The organism is Planktothricoides raciborskii GIHE-MW2 (assembly GCF_040564635.1).
GTDB classification, from domain to species: domain Bacteria; phylum Cyanobacteriota; class Cyanobacteriia; order Cyanobacteriales; family Laspinemataceae; genus Planktothricoides; species Planktothricoides raciborskii.
Map to the genome: position 1 here is coordinate 1,252,773 of NZ_CP159837.1, position 15,283 is coordinate 1,268,055.

Here is a 15,283-nt window from a genome sequence, read left to right on the forward strand (position 1 = left end):
CTTGGTCTTATTGTAATCTTCTTTATGTCCTTAGTCTCTTTGTGGTGTTTATTATTTACATCATCCCACCCCAAAATCGGTATATTGCCGCATGATTGGGGAATTAAATCCTAAAATAATATCTTCTTTCGGCACCCCTAATTCAACCAATTGATTCGCCAGTCCTTCTTCGGTTCCATCTTGTTGAATCCAAATTTTCCCATCAATAATATCTACATGAAGCACCACCCCATAGACCCGCTTGGCATTGGTCGGCCACCCTACATAAACTAATTGATAGTGGTCTCTCTCTGGATCGAAAATTGTTTCCGCCTTAATCTTAGGATTCCAAACTAATTTGGAGCGTTTTGTCAGCAATTCTTGAATATATTGTCGATAAATATCTACGGTAGCCATCGCTCAATGACCTCCTGTTCAATATTATAAGTTAAAAGATAAACTTGATTTTCCTGGACAAGTTCCTGAATAAATGAAGTTTGAAAAAATTCCTCATAAATATCGCTAGGAACTCCTAAGTATAATTGACGGTCTTTGTCTTGCAACTTCAAAGCTGAACGATAAGAGATGAATTGACCCAAAGCATTGTAAAAATCAGCAATTCTAGATGGACTGCGAAAGCTTTTGATTTCCACCGCAATTTTTCGTCCTTTTTGTTCAGCGGCAATAATTTTTTCTGCCCCGATATCGATCGCCAGATTAAAGCTACCTGCCTGAAGCGGATATGGATCGTGAGTAACGATCCATTGATCTTTTTGCAGGGCTGTTTTGACAACTTCGTGAAACTTATCTTTGGCAGACATAGTTAATCACCAAATCAAAAAGAATCGCACAACTATAATATAGCAAATTTTACCATATTTTACCATGATTGACATAAATATTTATAGCAGTTGTCAGAGTTATGAACTAAAAAAAACCTGTCATTCCCGCGAATGCGGGAATCCAGAAAACCCCTGTACTTCATCCGGCTAATAACCGCTATATGTCCTTTCTCGAAAGTGGCGTTAATTATTTTTTAAACCACCGGACTTAACATTTCCGCAACGGTAATCGTTACATCAGGAAAAGCTAAAAGTGAAATCGGGTCATTTTCCCTGAGAATAGCTTCCCGTTGATAACCATTTTCTTGAGGTTCTCGCAAAACATATAATTGGCGATCGCTAATATCTAAAACCCAATAATCCGTAATTCCTGCTTTAGCATAAACCGTCCCTTTAAATTCGCGATCTCTTTTCAAAGTGCTATCTGCCACTTCAATAATTAGATAAATTTCCCTGGGGGTTGGGTGGTGGTCTTCATAGTACAAAGGGTCAGGTCTTACCAAAGCAATATCCGGTTCTGGTTCAGAGTAATCATTTAACTTAACGGGATTTTCTAGCCTGACTAAAACGCGATCGCCTAAACGATTTCTCAATAAGTGATCTGTTCTCGAAACTGCCGCACTATGAGATTTTCCTTTCATGGGTTTTTGAATAACTTGTCCTTCAATTAATTCTACAGGTTCATTAGGGGCAAGAATTCCCAAATCTCCCATCCGATGATATTCTTCCACCGTTAACCGACGAATATCGACTATCATTTTTTTCTCCTAATTCCACTTAGCGTTTAATTTTTACCACAGAGACACAGAGGACACAAAGGACACAAAAATTGAATCTCTCCGTGTTCTCTGTGTCTCTGTGGTGATTATTCTTGCACAGGTTTTGCTTCACCTAAAAGGGCATCTAATTCCTCCCCTTCAATCACCTCAGTTTCTAATAATTTTCCAGTAATTCTGTCTAACAAATCGCGGTTATAATTCAGCAAAGCTAATGCATTCTCATAAGCGGTTTCGACAATAGTTTTCACTTCCGCATCGATCGCCTTAGCGGTTTCCTCGCTAACCATGCGTCGCATATTCATTGACCGATTACCTAAGAAATTATTGGCATCATTTTGCTGATAAGCTAAAGGCCCTAATACCTTACTCATGCCATAAGCTGTCACCATGCGTTCGGCTAAATCCGTCGCCCGTTGTAAATCATCCGAAGCCCCATTAGTGACGCGGTTAAAGACAATTTCTTCCGCTGCCCGACCGCCAAGTAACATAGTAATTTGTTCGCGAAATTCGCTATCATCCATTAAAAAGCGGTCTTCCGTAGGCATTTTCAAAGTATAGCCTAAAGCGGACATTCCTCGCGGCACAATGGAAATTTTGGTCACTTTCCCAGCCCCGGGCATAATGGCACCAACTAAGGCATGACCAACCTCATGGTACGCCACTACTTTTTTCTCCTTATCACTCAAGACGCGGCTTTTCTTTTCTAACCCAGCAATAATTCGTTCGATCGCCTCATTAAAGTCTTCTTTTGTCACCGCTTCCCGATGATTTCTGGCCGCTAATAAAGCCGCTTCATTAACTAAATTAGCCAAATCAGCCCCAGCAAAACCCGGAGTTTTCACGGCGATCGCGTGTAAATCCACATCACTTCCTAACTTTACCTTTTGGGCATGAGTAGTTAAAATCGCTTCTCGTCCAGCCAAGTCCGGGCGATCGACCAAAACTTGACGGTCAAAGCGTCCGGGACGTAACAAAGCTGCATCCAAAGTTTCCGGGCGGTTAGTTGCTGCTAACACAATCACCGTAGCTTTTCCTGCGGCAAACCCATCCATTTCAGTTAACAATTGATTCAGGGTTTGTTCCCGTTCATCATTACTCCCACTAGGAGTTCCCCCACTACTCCGAGACTTGCCGATCGCATCTAACTCATCAATAAAAATAATACAAGGAGCTTTTTGTTTTGCTTGTTCAAATAAATCGCGAACTCTGGCCGCCCCAGTACCCACAAATAACTCCACAAATTCCGAAGCCGAAATACTAAAAAATGCCACCCCAGCTTCCCCAGCCACCGCTTTAGCCAGCAGAGTTTTTCCTGTTCCCGGCGGGCCAACTAATAACACCCCTTTAGGAATGCGTGCCCCAATCTCCGCAAAGCGTTCTGGACTTTTGAGAAACTCCACAATTTCTGCTAACTCAGTCTTGGCTTCTTCCACCCCTGCCACATCGGCAAAAGTGATTTTAGTATCCTCTCCGGCCACATAAATTCTCGCCTTACTCTTACTAAAAGAAAGACTCCCTTGAGTCCGACTATCCCGACTCATAAAAAACTGAAACATTAACACTAAAATCACTGGGGGAATCACCCAACTAATCAGCGTTCCCACCCAGGTATTTTGTGGGGGCGGTGCCGCTTGAAAAACCACCCCATTTTTTTCTAATCGTTGGGGTAAACTTAAATCAAAAATTGGCGTAGTTGCCCTTAATTGTCTGGGTCGATTGTTAGCTTTTTCCTGGGTTTCACCGGCTTGAGGGGTATTTTTTAAGTAATATATAATTTCCTGTTCACCCACCTGGGCAGCCTCGACTTGTCCCGATTCTACCTGGGAGATAAAAATGCTATAAGGAACCCTAGGAATTACTTGGCGACGAGGCAAAATAAAATTAGCGGCTAATAATAATAAACCCACTAATATCAGCAAGTTACCTAAATTGAAATAGGAGCGAAATTTAGGTTTTTTAATTAGAGGCATATATCCTTCCAGATTATTTGCAAGTTTCACGGAGGTTTAAACCGGAGGCCAAGCCTCCAGGTTTGTTTAACGGTTAACTCCGATTGGGAGAACGATAAAAAGGTTTTTTCACAACCACACCGGGATAACTTTTCCCTCGGATTTCGACTTCTAATTCTTGACCAGATTTCGCGAGGTTCGTGTGTACATAAGCAAGGGCGATCGCTCGTTGCAAAGTCGGCGACCAACTGCCACTGGTAATTTCTCCCACCGTCTCACCGTCGGCTTTCACCCCATAACCATGACGGGCAATATAGCGCCCTTGCATTTCCAAAGCCACCAGACGCCGTGACAACCCAGTTTGCTTTTGTTTCTCCAACACTTCTCGACCGAAAAAGTCTCCTTTACTATCCAGGTGAACCACCCAACCTAGTCCCGCTTCCAGGGGCGTAGTCGTATCATCAATATCCTGACCATAAAGGGGCATCGCCGCTTCCAGACGCAGAGTATCCCGGCAGCCCAAACCACAAGGCGTCACCCCAGCGTTCAGCAGACTGCGCCACAGCGTCACCGCCACTTCCGGGTCTACCATCACCTCAAAGCCATCCTCTCCGGTGTAACCTGTTCGGGCGAAAAAGCCCAATCCGCCACAAACCGGCGCTTCCAAATGACCAAAATACTTAACAGCAGTTAAATCCGTTTCTACCAAAGATTGTAAATGCTTCACCGCGTCAGGGCCTTGGACTGCAATCAACGCTTTTTCGGGAGATAAATCTTGCAGTTCCACATCAGAACCCTGGAAATTTTCCCATAACCAAGTTTTATCCTTGTTCAAAGTTGCCGCATTCACAATCATCCGTCCCCGGTGTTCCCCAGTGGCATCTTGACCTTGGTAATAAAAGATAATGTCATCAATAATGCCCCCTTGGGGATTTAACAGCAGGGTATATTTAGCCTCACCGGGTTGTAACCGACTCAAATCCGATGGCACCAAATATTGCAATTTCTGAATTAAATCCTTGCCTTTGAGGATAAATTTACCCATGTGGGAAATATCAAACATTCCCGCAGTGGTTCGGACTGCTTGATGTTCTTCCGTAATGCCGCTATATTGCACCGGCATTTCCCAGCCAGCAAATTCGGTCATTCTGGCGTTCAGTTCAACGCAAACCTCGAACAGCGGAGTCCGGGAAAGGGTTTGCGGAGTTTTGTTTGCTTCTGGTGACTTAGCCACGAATTCTTCTTCTCTTACAAATCAATATGTTTATCTTAGAAAAAACTCGTGCCATCTGACGGCACCTTTGACTTATTTCAGGGGCGTCTTGTGTGGAGCGGCCGCCAATCGAGCAGAGGCGCAGAGGCGCAGAGGAACCCGCCGTCGGCAGAGGAGCTTCAGGAGAGAGTGAATAGTGAATAGGGAATAGGGAACAGGGAACAGGGAACAGGGAACAGGGAACAGGGAACAAGGAACAGGGAACAGTGATATTTCTTTTGTACGGGCGAATGGCCAGAAAGCCCCTACGACTTTCAACTTTTCACTTGTACGGGCGAATGGCCATAAGGCCTGACGGATTATGCTTCGCAAGGACGCCCCTACGACTTTCCCCTGCACGATGGCTGCTCCCCCGCACAAGACGCTCCCCTGCACCCCCGCCTCTCCGCAGCCCGATCGCCATAATCCGCCCTAATTTTACTTAATTTAATTACCCGTCGCTGAACCCGTGGCAACCGCCGAGGTTAGCGCCCCAACAGAACCGGCAACCGAAGCAAGTGACCCGGTACAAGAGTCATCAGACCCCGTAGCGGTGAATGTCACAGTGACGCGCAACAATTCACGCAGTGGAAATAATGGCCGGTTTAATAATGCCGGTGGGGTGATGGCAATGAATGCGATCGTGACTACCAGTGATATTGTCGGTGGTCGTTTTCAGTTCGCCGGTCGCAGTGTCCTCATGGCAGTGCTTCAAGGTGCCAAGTCTTTAATTAGTGAATTACTTGGGGAAGGTGAGGTATTTTTTGCCGGTCAAATGATTTCCATTGAAGCGCGGCAAACGGTGGTCACGGTGATGACTAAGTTAACCACTGCGATCGCGGTTTATAACGAGACAATTAGTGTAATGAGTACACAAGCTGTTGAATAACCCTCAGTCAGCGATCGGAGGTATTGTCTTGCACAGGTTATGCCTTATCTAACTTAACCCAAGCCGCCGCCAGTGGCGCAAGCCAACAGGCGAATCGATAGGATCCTCTCTGAAATCCGTAGTAGGGTGGGCAAATGTTTGCCCACCCTACGCTTTGCTACTCTTGCTGATGTTCTCCACTTATAGTACATATAAGAGCTATCCGTAGTAGGGTGGGCAAATACTTGCCCACCCTAACCTTGCTTTGTGCATCAAACCTCGATAGCGATCGCCCAACTATAAGAGCTTTATTCAATCAATTCAAACCCTAAAAATTTCAATTATGACTCCTGAATTTTTTGCTGTCATCGAAAAGCATTTTCCTGGGACTTTGCTCCTGGAAGAATACATGAAAAAAACCTTTGATGTCTTACAAAATTATGGCTTTGAATCTGAAAACACAATGGGCATGGTGGCTCTTTGTCGAGACGAAATTACTGAGCCATTATTTAATGAAGTAGTCAAATATTGGGGAAAAACTTTTAATTGTTGTAGTTTAGGCGGTTTTTTAACCATTGGCAGAACGGGGATAAACGCAGCGGCAGCACATACCCCAATTTATGATGGAATGCGTCGGTTTACTTTTTACGGAATGCCGCATATTGCCATTTCTAGATATGGGGAAATTGGTAAGGTCTATCGGCATGGAATTGATAAACCATCTCATGCTTGTGGTTCTTTAGAGTTGATTGTGAATGAACTGAATAGAGGACATTTTAACATGATTCTCGACTTGGAAGACCTGGAAGAAAGTTTAATTCTGCAGAAGCTTTTATCTCATATCAAATATGGCAGTAAGCCCGATTTAATTAAAATGACTAAACTGGCGTGTAATATTATTTCAATAGATATTAAGAATTTGCTATTAAAACAGCTAAGTCCGAATATTTTTAATTATGCGGTGATGACGGGAATCATGATTCATGGGCCGCTGGATAGCAATTGGGTCTATCCTCGGGATTTTTATGTAGTGGGGGAAAATTTCCCGCATCAACTGGAAAAAATTAAAACTTTTCATCCCTATCGACTTGAGATTGTCAACAAGTCAAGAGGCCGGAACGGATAAATTAATGTTTGCTGAAACATCTAGTAGCTGTTGACTGAAACCGACTTTAGGCGATCGCCTGACTAAATTTTTTGCCAAAACCTAGATGCTATCATCCGCGATCGCCCCGACAATTTCCCCGGCTGAATATAATATATTCTGTGATTCTGTGAACACCGTAGATAGGAGGGGCCAGAATTTCTGGTCAAAAAAGTCTATAGAAACGATATACGGCAACCTTCAAGGTTTAAAACCTAGTCAACTCAAACAACTCGGTCGGCTTTATCACCAACGCTTACCCGTAGACTGCCTGACCACCCCGGAATTTGCCCAGCGGCTGGCCGCCATCAGCACCGAAATCGGCCAACCCGTCTGCACTTACCTCAACCGCCGAGGTCAAGTCATTCGGGTCGGCGTCGGTTCGCCGCGTCAAACCCAAATTCCTCCCTTAGAACTGCCCCGCTATGGGGCTGGTCGTCTCAGTGGCATTCGCTGCATTGCCACAACCCTCAAATCCAGTCCCCCCAGTGAAGCCTCTCTGACCGCAATGGCAATTCAACGCTTAGATGCTTTAGTCGTCTTGACCCTCACCGGGAGTGGATTTGAACGGCGCGGCGGTGGCGCGACTGGGTATGTGAAAGAAACCTACTTGGCGCATTTAATCCCACAAATGCCACAAGACATCGAGAGTTCAGCATCAGAAAATCTCGATATTTTTTGGCAAGTCTCCCCACCAGTTAGCTTGGATACCTTAGTCACCCAAGACTTTTTGGATCTGGTTGAAGGCTTAGAAGCGGAATTGCAGAGTCAATTCGTAGCCAGAGAAGTAGACGCTGACCAAGACTTAGTGTTAATCGTGGGTTTAATGACCGATGACCTAACCCCAGAACAATTTGAAGATCAATTAGTGGAACTGGCGAGATTAGTAGATACTGCCGGAGGCAAAGTCGTCCAAACGGTGCGGCAAAAACGTCCCCGCCCTCATCCGCAAACTGTCGTCGGCACAGGGAAAGTGCAAGAAATTGCCCTGGCTGCCCAGACCGCCGGGGCGAACTTGATTGTATTCGATCGCGACTTATCTCCCGCACAAGTCCGCAACCTAGAAATCCAAATCGGTGTCCGAGTTGTCGATCGCACCGAAGTGATTCTAGATATTTTTGCTCAACGGGCCCAATCTGCTGCCGGTAAACTACAAGTAGAATTAGCCCAACTAGAATATACCTTGCCGCGACTCACCGGGCGGGGTCAAGCCATGTCTCGTTTAGGGGGCGGCATTGGCACCAGAGGGCCGGGGGAAACCAAATTAGAAACCGAACGGCGAGCGATTAGTCGCCGAATTGCCAGACTGCAACAGGAAGTGAACCAATTACGAGCCCATAGAAATCGGATGCGGCAACGTCGGCAAAAGCAAGAAGTGGCAACGGTGGCGATCGTCGGTTATACCAATGCCGGGAAATCAACCTTACTCAATGCCTTAACTAATGCGGAAGTTTACACCGCTGACCAATTATTTGCTACCTTGGATCCCACGACCCGCCGAGTCGTGATTGCCGATGCACAAACCGGGCAACCCATGCCAATTTTATTAACCGATACGGTAGGATTTATTCACGAACTGCCGCCGACTCTGATGGATGCCTTTCGCGCTACCCTGGAAGAAGTGACCGAGGCAGATGCTTTATTGCACGTCGTGGATTTATCCCATCCCGCTTGGCAAAGTCAAATTCGCTCAGTCACAGAGATTTTGCGCTCAATGCCGATCGCTCCTGGCCCCGCTTTGATTGTGTTTAACAAAATTGACCAGGTAGACGGCGAAACCTTAAGACTTGCCCAGGAAGAATTTCCCCTGGGGGTCTATATTTCTGCAAATCTACGGATTGGCTTAGAAACTCTGCGTCATCGGCTTGCTCAGTTGATTGACTATGCGGTTTCTTCTGGGTGAAACTTTCGCTTTACAAAAGTCAAAGTTTCCGTATTTATACTTAAAATAAGTATCTTTACTTTGGGGATGCTCGATCGTTGAGTCAATCTAAATTCCTAAATTTAGATTGACTAATTCCATCATCATTCATTTTGGCACTGTGCCAAAATTGCCTTTGAATTGCAGATAATTTACGCAAAACATCTTCTCTTTGGGTATATTATGTTAATTTAAAAAGCTTATCATTAGAGGCGATCGCCGCATTTTTGGCATCTTTAGGGGTGAAATCTTGATTGTTACTTACAGAACAATATTTCCGTATTCTCATCTCAATGCTGAATAACCGATTGCAGCATAAGGAATGAGCCAGATACAAATCCGTGTAAATACTGAAACATGAAAAAAAAACGGCGGAAAGTCGAGATAAATCAGTGTTTTTACCAAAAATCTCTGGATCGCTCCCTGAATTCATTAAAGATTTGGTAAAGCTTGCCAATATTCCTAGCCAAAGAGGGAATTTAGTTTATAAACTGATACTAGGGTTTGACTGCGGTGTAACCAAATGGATGCTTCAGAAGGTGAGCCCTAACTTTCTTAAGTTAAAATCAGGGAGAATGGGATGTATCTAAACCAAAGGATGATTCGGCAAACACGAGCAAGCAAGGGTTCACCAAGACAACATTTTGGTAGAAGAGGGGAAAGAGAATGTTTAAACAAACAGTGAAATTAGGAATTGGGGTAGCCGCTATATCTTCTGCTGGGCTAGGTTTCTTGATTGAAGCTCCCTCGGCAGCCGCCTTTGTGTTCAATGGCGCAACCATTGAGGATATTAGCGCTCAGGATGTGGGTAAGTCCTTTACGGTCAACTTTGATGGGAATGTCGGAGGGAAAAATGTTAATGATTTGACCTCTTGGGCAAAATTCACCCTGCAATCATTTACCGGCACGGAGGCCATCTTCGGGATTCAGTTGGATAATACTTCAACTGGGAACATTACTTCTAGGACTAGCGCCCTAGGCTTTAATCTGGACGGAGCAGAGATCAAAAGCGCCAGCGTTACAGGTGGCGTTTTTGCCAACGCTCATACTAATGATTCTTTGCCCAATGGATTTGGGGGTATTGAAGCCTGTTTTATCAATAATAAAAATAACTGCAAAGGCGGTGGTGGCGAAGGCAATCAAGGTGGCGTTTCTACCGCCGATGGGGTGGCTGCATTCACCGCCAAAGTTCAGTTAACTAAGTCGGTGCAAAGCTTTGCCATGAGCAACTTTGGCGTGCGTTATCAAAGCATTAATGGTGGTGGGTTTAGTGGGGCCAGTGGGACTGGTAGAGGGACGCCGTATTATGAACCCCCCGCACCGAAAGCCATCCCCGAACCCAGTACAGTCACCGCACTTTTAGTGACTGGATTTGCTTTCCTTCAACAACGCCGAAGAAAGCAAGTAACTAAATAAAATTTAAGGCTAATCGGCATCCTCCTGATAGCTGGTATATGGTCTTGCGAAGTTAAATGCTTTTCTTCTCCCCAACTGGGGAGGGTTTTTTTTCAACAGAGGCGATCGCCTCTTTTCTTTAGGCATAAAATACTATAGTAAAAGTTGATTAAGAAATATTACGAAACCAGAGATCGGGAGCAACTATGCCGAAAGTGGAAATCTATACATGGAGCCGTTGTCCTTTCTGTATCCGAGCGAAAGGCTTGTTGACAAAAAAAGGTGTGGAGTTCACGGAATATTGTATTGATGGGGATGAGGCGGCTCGCGATGCCATGTCCGTTCGCGCTAATGGTCGTCGTTCTGTGCCCCAGATATTTATTGGCGATCGCCATATTGGTGGTTGTGACGATCTTCATGCCCTGGAAAGTGCCGGTGAGTTAGATCCCTTGCTCCAGTAGGGAATTTTGGCGGCCTGGGTTCCCAGGAATCAAGAAAAGATGCCAAGAAAAATATTCAACTTCACAGCGATCCTCTCGACCGGGCGGATCGCTTTTTTCGGTACGTTTGGGGGTTTAATGGATTACGGTGGCTAACGAATTTAAAAAGAGAAGTCAACGTGAAACTTGCGTTTATCATCGATCCAATCCACAAGCTCGATCCCACACACGATAGCAGCGTCGCCATGATGGAAGCGGCCCAAGAGCTTGGCCATGAAGTTTGGATTACGGAAATTAATCAGTTAAGTGTGTTCGCCTCTACAGCTTGGGCGAATTTGCAGCCAGTTCGTTTAACTCCCGTGCAACGGGTGGCAGGACGTTGGCAAAAAGTCGAATCTTGGTATGAAGTAGGCGATCGCCGTCTTTGCTGTCTGGAAGACATGGATGCGGTGTTCATGCGTACCGATCCCCCAGTCACCACGGCCTACCTTTATGCCACTTATATTCTCGACTATATCGACCCCCAGAAAACTCTGGTGCTGAATCATCCCGCTGGACTCCGCAATGCCAACGAGAAAATGTATGGCCTCCAGTTTACCAACGTCATCCCAGAGACCATTGTCAGTCAACATAAGTCAGAAATTCGGGCGTTTACCGAAAAACAAGGGATGGCAGTGCTCAAACCCATTGGGGGTAAAGCTGGAGAAGGGATTTTATTGCTGAAACCTGACGACCCGAATTTTAACTCCCTGATTGAACTGAGTACCCAACAAGGGACTCTGCCAACGATCGTGCAAACTTATTTACCCGCTGCCCGAGAGGGGGATAAACGAATTATCCTGTTAAATGGCGAACCCATTGGCGCGATTAATCGAGTCCCTAGTGGCAATGAATTTCGGGGCAATATGGCCGTGGGCGGTCGAGTGGTGAAAACGGAGATTACCGACCGAGAGCGGGAAATTTGTTCGACTGTTGCCCCGAAATTAAGAAAAGATGGGTTATATTTTGTCGGCCTGGATGTGATTGGGGGTTATTTAACGGAAGTAAATGTCACCAGTCCCACGGGAATTCGGGAAGTTGATTTGTTTCACCCGGATTGCGTGCCTTTGGGTCAGCAAGTAATCCGGTGGGTGGAAGCACAAGTTAAAAATCTGCCGAATTCATCCGCAAAGAAATAGTTTTTTATTAGCACTAATCTCTAAATAATGCGGTTATTTTTTGAGGGATCCGGATTAAATTTACTGCTGGTATATTATTTGAGAGATTAGTGATGTTTTGAATAAGTTTAATTGAGAGATTTATGACAGATTCAGGAATAAATGTGGCCGCTGATTATGCCAGTCAAACCGGGGAAAATAAGCCCCTGGGAGTCGCCATTGTGGGGACGGGTTTTGGGCAAAAAATTCATATTCCCGGATTCCAAGCCCATCCCGGAACGGAAATTGTAGCTGTTTATCACCGGGATATTGAGAAGGCTAGTGAACTCGCTGATGCCTATAAAATTCCCAATGCCTGTGACGAAATAACTGAATTGGTGAATCTCCCAGAAGTGCTGGCGGTGAGTATTTCAACTCCGCCATTTTTGCACGATGAGATGGCAAAAATTGTGTTAGAATCCGGAAAGCATTTGTTATTAGAAAAACCCACTACTCTTTCTGCCCAAGAAGCGCGATCGCTGTATCATTTAGCCCAGACCAAAGGCGCGATCGCCACGATGGATTTTGAATTTCGCTTTGTCCCGGCATGGCAACGCTTTAAAGAATTATTGGACGAAGGATATTGTGGGGAAAAACGATTAATTAAAATAGACTGGTTAGCCTCTAGTCGGGCTGCTGCCGATCGCCCTTGGAACTGGTACTCCCAAAAAGACAAAGGGGGCGGGGCACTGGGGGCGATCGGTTCCCATGCCTTTGATTATATTAGCTGGTTATTTGGCCCAGTCAAGCGGTTATCTGGGCATTTATCTACGAGTATTACGGAACGTCCGGATCCCGCTGACGGCGGTAAACTGAAACTGGTGGATGCGGATGATAGTTGTTTGTTGATGCTAGAACTGACTGATGGCACCCCGGTCAACGTTTGCCTAAGTTCTACCACTTATCAAGGACGGGGACATTTTGTGGAAGTTTATGGCGATCGCGGCACCTTAATCCTTGGCAGCAGCAACCAAAAAGACTATGTACATGGCTTTACCATTCAAGGCGCCCCAGCGGGGGAAGACCTGCGTCATATGGAAATTCCTGATCGCTTACAATTTCCGCAGACTTACAGCGATGGCAGACTAGCCCCATTTATCCGCGTCGTGGACAACTGGGTTCAAGGCATTCACAGGGGTCAGACCGTAGTCCCTTCCCTGAAAGAAGGAGTCTATTCTCAACTGTTAATGGATTTAACATTAGAATCTCACGCCACCGGCACTTGGGTCACAGTACCAAATTTCGAGCAATTTTTAGCCAATTCTTGACCGCAACCTCGGTTAGGTTGCGGATGCCCGGATCCTGCGGTGAAGGGAATTCGTCTGAAAACAAATCAGTCAAGATTTTTCTGGATCCGGGCACAGAAGTAAACAATCAGAAATAATGAGGGAGATCAACAATGGCGACTTGGCGGTGTATTGAACGATGTGGGGCTTGTTGTAACTTGGATCCGAGCGATCGCCCCGACGTGGAAGACTATCTTTCTCCAGAAGACTGGCAACTGTATCTCAGCTTAGTCGGGGCTGATGGCTGGTGCATCCATTACGATCGCCTGACCCGTCGTTGTGGCATTTACGCGGATCGGCCTCGCTTTTGTCGAGTCCAAGCGGATGTATTTGCCGAACTCTATGACATTGAACCGGAAGAGTTAAATGATTTTGCCATTACTTGTTGTCAAGAACAGATTTCTGCTGTGTATGGCGAACAAGCTTGGGAATTACAGCGGTTCAACCACGAAGTGGGAGTATAGGTGGCGCTCGACCAGTGAAAATTTTCGTTAAAATTTTGATCGGGACTGACGCTTTTTCAAGCTGAGAAATCACCAATGGTAGCCAATTGTTGCCAAAGGAACTTCGGGAGGTGATTCGGTCAGTCAGTCCTATGTGTCAAGATTCAAATCAGATGGCCTCAAGAAAGCGGAAATAAGAATGCAATTGTTTCAAAGCAGTACCCTGCCAAAGGGTAGTAATTTATTAATTTCGTTGCTGGTGATATTGGGTTTGTGTACTGTCGCGCCGACCGCTAAAGGGCAGGCATTATTGCCACATACCCAGGAACTGGATCAACAAGAGTTGGAAATTCAGGGAGTCAGACTGGCCCAACAAGCGGCTCAGTTAGCGCAGTTTCAGCAATATGACTTGGCTTTGGCTCGCGCAAAGTTAGCCACCCAGTTAGCGCCAAAGGAAGAAAGAACCTGGGAAGTTTTGGCAGGAGTGCTGTTTTCTCTAGGATCTAGCAACTTTCAACAGCAAAATTATCAGGGGGCGATCCAATACTTACAAGAAGGGTTGAAAATTAAACCGGATCTGCCGATCGCCCGCTTTGAATTGGGCAATACTTACTATAAGCTCAACAAGCTGCCACAGGCGATCGCCGAATATGAAAAAGCGATGGCCGTCGATGAAACATTCTGGCCAGCTTTAAATAATATTGGCTTAATCGAATATGAACAAGGCAAAAAACAAGCGGCATTAAATAGATGGCAGTCTGTGGTTGTCATTGACCCGAATGCCGCCGAACCCCAGTTAGCGATCGCCGTGGCGTTTTATATCCAAGGAAATATCGAAGAAGCTTACGCGATCGCCGAAAAAGCCTTGCGTTTAGATGCCCGTTATGGCCAAATCGAATTTCTCCGAGAAAACCTGTGGGGAGATCGGTTGTTAGAAGATACCAAAAAATTCTTACAAACCCCTAGAATGCAGGCCACTTTAGCCCAAATCGAAAGTTCCGCACCCCCAGAACCCATACGATTACCAGGGCAATAGGAATTGATTCGTTATTCGTTATTCGTTATTCGTTATTCTTTATTTGGCTAGGCGAATAACTTTTTAACGAATAACGAATAACTTGCTTAATTGCCGCTTAATTTTTGCTTAATTTTCGCCTAACATGGCTTTAATTTGCTTAACAAACTCTTCATGATCCACCACCGGCTTGGAAATGTAGCCATCAGCCCCACTCTGTTCCAGAAAGGCTTCCCTATCTCCGGCCATTGCGTGAGCCGTCACCAGAATAATCGGTAAGTTTTTGGTTTTCTCCTCGGATTTCAATATTTGGGTAATCTTAATCCCATCAACCGCTTTGCCATTGTAAACACTTCTGGCTAAAGAAACATCCATCAGAATCAGATCCGCTTCTCCAGCTTGGGCGATGTGCATCACTTCTTCCACATTTTCCGTGTGCTTGACATTTAAGCCCCCCCGTTTGGCCAGGATTTTAGAAAAAACCCGGGCATTGACGGGATCGTCCTCCACAATTAAAACTGTTTTCATACCACTTTCCTTTTTGCTGTCTGATGCATTAATTGTCATAGTGTATCGAAGAGAAGGATTTGAGATTGCGATTAAATCCCGCCTTTCGGTTACTATTCTAAGACTTATGCATCAGCCCTTTTCAGTGGACTGAGTAAATTCCCCCATCTAGTCGCCATATATCAGATTTAAATAAGACCGTCGGTTTCTGGTAAGGGGCGTAAGTCCTGTATTCGTATCCTACGAGTTTTAGGGCTTAAAATATTC

The 15,283-nt window shown here is 45.4% G+C and carries 15 protein-coding genes; 9 read left to right on the top strand and 6 right to left on the bottom strand.

All coding sequences use genetic code 11. The annotated features are described in order from the left end of the window. Positions 1 to 60: 60 nt before the first annotated feature. The 5 genes from ABWT76_RS05220 to gcvT form a co-directional block, all read right to left on the bottom strand. Complete coding sequence (locus ABWT76_RS05220) at positions 61 to 396, bottom strand: XisI protein (protein WP_054466499.1); 336 nt, start codon at positions 394 to 396, stop codon at positions 61 to 63. Continuing rightward, positions 384 to 800, bottom strand: coding sequence for a XisH family protein (locus ABWT76_RS05225; protein ID WP_054466498.1), 417 nt, complete (start codon positions 798 to 800; stop codon positions 384 to 386). Before ABWT76_RS05225 ends, ABWT76_RS05220 begins: the two co-directional genes overlap by 13 nt. A gap of 215 nt (positions 801 to 1,015) precedes the next feature. Next, a complete protein-coding gene (locus tag ABWT76_RS05230; protein WP_354635757.1) occupies positions 1,016 to 1,579 on the bottom strand; it encodes a Uma2 family endonuclease in 564 nt (187 codons plus the stop codon). Between the two features lie 107 nt (positions 1,580 to 1,686). Beyond that, positions 1,687 to 3,570, bottom strand: a complete 1,884-nt coding sequence (ftsH, locus tag ABWT76_RS05235; RefSeq protein WP_354635758.1) for an ATP-dependent zinc metalloprotease FtsH — start codon at positions 3,568 to 3,570, stop codon at positions 1,687 to 1,689. Positions 3,571 to 3,643: 73 nt separating this feature from the next. Beyond that, positions 3,644 to 4,783, bottom strand: a complete 1,140-nt coding sequence (gcvT, locus tag ABWT76_RS05240) for a glycine cleavage system aminomethyltransferase GcvT (RefSeq protein WP_054466495.1) — start codon at positions 4,781 to 4,783, stop codon at positions 3,644 to 3,646. Positions 4,784 to 5,270: 487 nt separating this feature from the next. Here gcvT and ABWT76_RS05245 point away from each other — a divergent pair, with 487 nt between their 5' ends. The 9 genes from ABWT76_RS05245 to ABWT76_RS05285 all read left to right on the top strand — a co-directional run bounded on the left by ABWT76_RS05245 (position 5,271) and on the right by ABWT76_RS05285 (position 14,530). After that, complete coding sequence (locus ABWT76_RS05245) at positions 5,271 to 5,690, top strand: hypothetical protein (RefSeq protein WP_054466494.1); 420 nt, start codon at positions 5,271 to 5,273, stop codon at positions 5,688 to 5,690. 322 nt (positions 5,691 to 6,012) lie between these two features. After that, positions 6,013 to 6,795, top strand: coding sequence for a hypothetical protein (locus tag ABWT76_RS05250; protein ID WP_354635759.1), 783 nt, complete (start codon positions 6,013 to 6,015; stop codon positions 6,793 to 6,795). An 85-nt stretch (positions 6,796 to 6,880) separates the two neighbouring features. Next, positions 6,881 to 8,716: a GTPase HflX gene (hflX, locus tag ABWT76_RS05255; RefSeq protein WP_354635760.1), complete on the top strand. Its 1,836-nt coding sequence runs from the start codon at positions 6,881 to 6,883 to the stop codon at positions 8,714 to 8,716. Positions 8,717 to 9,400: 684 nt separating this feature from the next. Beyond that, positions 9,401 to 10,150 (top strand): cistern family PEP-CTERM protein, encoded by a 750-nt coding sequence (locus tag ABWT76_RS05260; RefSeq protein ID WP_054466491.1) that lies wholly within the window; start codon positions 9,401 to 9,403, stop codon positions 10,148 to 10,150. A 185-nt stretch (positions 10,151 to 10,335) separates the two neighbouring features. Continuing rightward, a complete protein-coding gene (gene grxC, locus ABWT76_RS05265) occupies positions 10,336 to 10,590 on the top strand; it encodes a glutaredoxin 3 (protein ID WP_054466490.1) in 255 nt (84 codons plus the stop codon). Positions 10,591 to 10,748: 158 nt separating this feature from the next. Further along, entirely contained in the window at positions 10,749 to 11,747 is a 999-nt protein-coding gene (gene gshB, locus ABWT76_RS05270) for a glutathione synthase (RefSeq protein WP_054466489.1), read from the top strand. A 122-nt stretch (positions 11,748 to 11,869) separates the two neighbouring features. Beyond that, the gene (locus ABWT76_RS05275; protein ID WP_354635761.1) at positions 11,870 to 13,033 is read left to right on the top strand and encodes a Gfo/Idh/MocA family oxidoreductase; all 1,164 of its coding nucleotides are present in this window, start codon (positions 11,870 to 11,872) and stop codon (positions 13,031 to 13,033) included. Between the two features lie 131 nt (positions 13,034 to 13,164). Next, positions 13,165 to 13,515 carry a YkgJ family cysteine cluster protein gene (locus ABWT76_RS05280; RefSeq protein ID WP_054466488.1) on the top strand — a complete coding sequence of 117 codons (351 nt, stop codon included), beginning with the start codon at positions 13,165 to 13,167 and terminating at the stop codon, positions 13,513 to 13,515. Positions 13,516 to 13,693: 178 nt separating this feature from the next. Continuing rightward, on the top strand, positions 13,694 to 14,530 hold the full coding sequence (locus ABWT76_RS05285; RefSeq protein ID WP_156331732.1) for a tetratricopeptide repeat protein: 837 nt from the start codon (positions 13,694 to 13,696) through the stop codon (positions 14,528 to 14,530). 108 nt (positions 14,531 to 14,638) lie between these two features. Here ABWT76_RS05285 and ABWT76_RS05290 read toward each other — a convergent pair whose 3' ends face one another. After that, positions 14,639 to 15,037 carry a response regulator gene (locus ABWT76_RS05290; RefSeq protein WP_054466487.1) on the bottom strand — a complete coding sequence of 133 codons (399 nt, stop codon included), beginning with the start codon at positions 15,035 to 15,037 and terminating at the stop codon, positions 14,639 to 14,641. Between the last annotated feature and the right edge of the window lie 246 nt (positions 15,038 to 15,283).